The organism is Methylibium sp. (assembly GCF_013817365.1).
In the GTDB taxonomy this organism is placed as follows: Bacteria; Pseudomonadota; Gammaproteobacteria; order Burkholderiales; family Burkholderiaceae_C; genus Methylibium.
Window position 1 is genome coordinate 1 of the sequence record NZ_JACDCU010000387.1, and the last position, 3,965, is coordinate 3,965.

Below are 3,965 nucleotides of genomic sequence, written 5' to 3' on the forward strand. Positions count from 1 at the left end.
TCGAAGTCGACGTTGATCGAAGCGTCGATGTGGATGATGTCGGCAATGCCGCCCACGGCGTTCTTGAGCACGTCGTTGGCCTGCTTGAAGGCCATGTCCTGCGAGATGTCGTCGCCCAGCACCTCGAGCAGCTTCTCGTTGAGGATGACGATCAACGAATCGACGTTGGCCTCCAGTTCGGACAAGCCCACTTCGGCCTGCTTCATGCGCCGCCCACCCTCGAACTCGAAGGGCTTGGTGACCACGCCGACGGTCAGGATGCCCATCTCCTTGGCCACGCGCGCGATCACGGGTGCCGCGCCCGTGCCGGTGCCGCCGCCCATGCCCGCCGTCAGGAAGATCATGTTCGCGCCCGCAATCGAGTCGCGGATGCGGCCCTCCGCTTCTTCGGCCGCGGCCTTGCCCACGGCCGGCTTGGAGCCCGCACCGAGCCCCGTGCCGCCGAGCTGGATCAACTGATCCGCCTTGGAGCGGTGCAGTGCCTGCGCGTCGGTGTTCGCGCAGATGAACTCCACGCCCTGCACGCCTTCCGCAATCATGTGGTCGACCGCATTGCCGCCGCCGCCGCCCACGCCGATCACCTTGATGCGTGTGCCCATGTCGAACTCTTCAATCATCTCGATGCCCATGTGAATTCCCCTTGCAGTTGCCGGTTGAGTTTCAAAAATTGCCGATGAACCAATCCCTCACGCGGCCGAACAGGGTCTGCACGGAGCCCGCCTGTTGTGCCGCTTTCATGCCGCGCGTGTGCGCCAGCCTCGCTTCTTCGAGCAAGCCCATGACGGTGGCCGAGCGCGGGCTCGCCACCATGTCGTTCAGTGCACCGGCGTAAAGGGGCAGGCCCTTCCTCACCGGCTTCAAGAAAATGTCTTCGCCGAGCTCGACCATGCCGGGCATCACCGCGCTGCCGCCGGTGAGCACGATGCCGCTGGAGAGCAGTTCCTCGAAACCGCTCTCACGGATGACCTGGTGCACGAGCGAGAAGATCTCCTCGACGCGCGGCTCGATCACGCCGGCGAGTGCCTGACGAGACAGCATCCGCGGCGCGCGGTCGCCCAGGCCAGGCACTTCGACCTGCTGGTTCGGATCGGCCAACAGTTGCTTGGCGACGCCGTACTCGACCTTGATCTCCTCCGCATCCTTGGTCGGCGTGCGCAGCGCCATCGCGATGTCGCTGGTGATCAGGTCGCCGGCGATCGGGATGACCGCGGTGTGGCGCACCGAGCCGTCGGTGAAGATCGACACATCGGTGGTGCCGGCGCCGATGTCGACCAGCGCCACGCCGAGATCCTTCTCGTCCTCGGTGAGCACCGCGTGGCTGGACGCGCTCGGGTTGAGCACGAGCTGGTCCACCTCGAGCCCGCAGCGCCGCACGCACTTGACGATGTTCTCGGCCGCGCTCTGCGCGCCCGTCACGATGTGCACCTTGACCTCGAGCCGCCCGCCGCTCATGCCGATCGGCTCCTTGACCTCGTGGCCGTCGATCACGAACTCCTGCGGCTCCACGAGCAGCAGGCGCTGGTCGTTCGGGATGTTGATCGCCTTGGCCGTCTCGACCACCCGCGCCACATCGACCGGCGTGACCTCCTTGTCGCGCACGATCACCATGCCCGTGCTGTTCTGGCCCCGAATGTGGCTGCCGGTGATGCCGGTGTACACGCGCGTGATCTTGCAGTCGGCCATCATCTCGGCCTCTTTGAGCGCCTGCTGGATCGACTGCACCGTGGCGTCGATGTTGACCACCACGCCTCGCTTGAGGCCGTGCGACGAGGCCGTGCCGATGCCGGCGACGCGCAGCTTGCCGTCGGGCAGCACCTCGGCCACCACCGCCATCACCTTGGCGGTGCCGATGTCCAGCCCGACGACGAGATCCTTGTATTCCTTGGCCATCGATGCCCTCGTTTTCCTTATTTCTTCATCAGGGCCGGCACGACGGTGCCCACGCCCTTGAGCCGCAGCGCATAGCCGTCGGCATGGCGCAGGTCGGCGTATTCCAGCGGCCGCTCGTAGCGCGCGATCAGTTGCGGCACGGTGCTGCCGAAGACCTGCACGCGCGCCACCACTTCGTCTTCGCTGCCGCGGCCGAGCTCGACCTCGGCGCCGCTGTCCAGCAGCACGCGCCAGGAGCCGCGCGCGCTCAGGCGGAGCTGATCGATGCGCGTGTCGAGCGCGGCGAACACCGGGAGCAATTGGCGCTGCATGGCGAGCACCGCCGCTGCGCTGCCCTCGGGGCCGCGCAAGACCGGCAACGCTTCGTCTTCCACGTCGCCCGGGTTGGCCTCGAACACTTCGCCCTGCACGTTGACCAGCTTGTCCTGGCCGCGGTGGTCCTGGCCCTCTCCGACCTGCCACCACGCGGCAGGGCGGTGCTCCTCCAAGGTGACTTCGAGCCGGTCGGGCCAGACGCGCCGCACGGTGGCGCGCCGGACCCAGGGCACGGCCTCGAAGGCGGCCTGCGCCTGTGCCAGATCGATGGTGAAAAGGTTGCCGGCCAGCCGCGGCGCGGCATTGGCGCGGATCGTCGGGGCGCTGTTGCGCGTGATCTCGCCGCGGAGTTCGATCGCGCGCAGATCGAAGGCCGGCAGGCGCATCAGCCACGTCAGCAGCAAGCCGGCGAACAGCAGCACCGCAGCGACGAACAGCCCCCGCGCCGCGAGTTCCATGGCGCGCACGTCCCAGGGCGGCGCCTCGGGCTTGCCGGTGCGTGCGGGTTTGCGGGTGCGGCGCAGCACGGTGGTCTTCTTGTTATCAGGCATCGAGCGCGGCGGCCTGCAGCAGTTGCAGGCACAGTTGTTCGTAGCTGATGCCGGCGGCGCGTGCCGACATCGGCACCAGCGAATGGCTGGTCATGCCCGGCGAGGTGTTGATCTCGAGCAGGAAGGGCTTGCGGTCGCTGGCGCGCAGCATCAGGTCGGCGCGACCCCAGCCGCGGCAGCCGAGCGTGCGGTAGGCGGCCAGCGTGATGCGCTGGATCTCCGCCTCCTCCTCGACCGGCAGGCCGCTCGGGCACAGGTACTGCACCTCGTCGGTGAAGTACTTGTTCTGGTAGTCGTAGCCGGCCTCGGGCGGCACGATGCGGATCACCGGCAGGGCGCGGGCGTTCGCGCCCTCGCCCAGCACGGGGCAGGTCAGCTCCTCGCCGTCGATGAACTCCTCGCACAGCACGTCGGGGTCGTGGCTCGCCGAGAGCGCGACGGCTGCCTGCAGGTGCGCAAACTCGGTCACCTTCGTCACGCCGATCGAGGAGCCTTCGCGTGGCGGCTTGACGATGAGCGGCAGGCCGAGCTGAACCGGCACCTGCGAGATGCGCTGCAGCGTCTGCTCATCGGGCGCCAGCCGCACGTAGCGCGGCGTCGGCAGGCCCTCGGCTAGCCACACGCGTTTTGTCATGATCTTGTCCATGCCGATCGCGGAGGCCATCACGCCGGAGCCGGTGTAGGGAATGCCGAGCAGCTCCAGCGCGCCCTGCACCGTGCCGTCTTCGCCGTGGCGGCCGTGCAGGGCAATGAAGGCACTTGCGAAGCCGTCGCGCTTGAGTTCGGCGAGGTCTTGGTCGGCGGTGTCGAAGGCGTGCGCATCGACACCCTGGCTCAGCAGCGCTTGCAGCACGCCGCCGCCCGACATCAGCGAGATCTCGCGCTCGGCGGAGCTGCCGCCCATGAGCACGGCGACCTTGCCGAGGGTCTTGGGGTCGATGGCGTTCATCGTCGGTTTTCTCCTGCGCGCGCCGTGCGGGTTTTCGGCTGGAGCAAAGCCGTGGGCGGGTGTCCGTCGGCACGCCGGTGCGGCGGTCGCTGCAGCGCAGCGACTGCGCTGTGCTGCTCGGGCTTGCGGGCCGTCGCACAACTCGCTTCGTTCGCTGCGCTCACTGCGCTCAAACAGGCGCGACGAGTCAGTTGACGAAGCGCGCTACGCGCGCTGCCCGCAAGCCCTGCGCTGCTCGCCGCCTCACAGGCGCGCCGCCG

At 68.2% G+C, this 3,965-nt stretch carries 4 protein-coding genes; all 4 read right to left on the minus strand.

Annotation, left to right across the window (positions count from 1 at the left end; translation table 11 throughout):
* Positions 1 to 629: cell division protein FtsZ (locus H0W38_RS18230; RefSeq protein WP_292456742.1), on the minus strand; the 629-nt coding region annotated here is incomplete at its 3' end.
* Between the two features lie 31 nt (positions 630 to 660).
* Positions 661 to 1,890, minus strand: coding sequence for a cell division protein FtsA (gene ftsA, locus H0W38_RS18235; protein WP_292456743.1), 1,230 nt, complete (start codon positions 1,888 to 1,890; stop codon positions 661 to 663).
* Positions 1,891 to 1,907: 17 nt separating this feature from the next.
* Positions 1,908 to 2,732, minus strand: coding sequence for a cell division protein FtsQ/DivIB (locus H0W38_RS18240; RefSeq protein WP_292456745.1), 825 nt, complete (start codon positions 2,730 to 2,732; stop codon positions 1,908 to 1,910).
* A gap of 16 nt (positions 2,733 to 2,748) precedes the next feature.
* On the minus strand, positions 2,749 to 3,705 hold the full coding sequence (locus tag H0W38_RS18245; RefSeq protein ID WP_292456748.1) for a D-alanine--D-alanine ligase: 957 nt from the start codon (positions 3,703 to 3,705) through the stop codon (positions 2,749 to 2,751).
* Between the last annotated feature and the right edge of the window lie 260 nt (positions 3,706 to 3,965).

Coding starts and splice junctions, on each gene's coding strand:
- ftsA (WP_292456743.1), bottom strand. CDS start 1,890: ATGGCCAAGGAATACAAGGATCTCGTCGTCGGGCTGGACATCGGCACC.
- H0W38_RS18245 (WP_292456748.1), bottom strand. CDS start 3,705: ATGAACGCCATCGACCCCAAGACCCTCGGCAAGGTCGCCGTGCTCATG.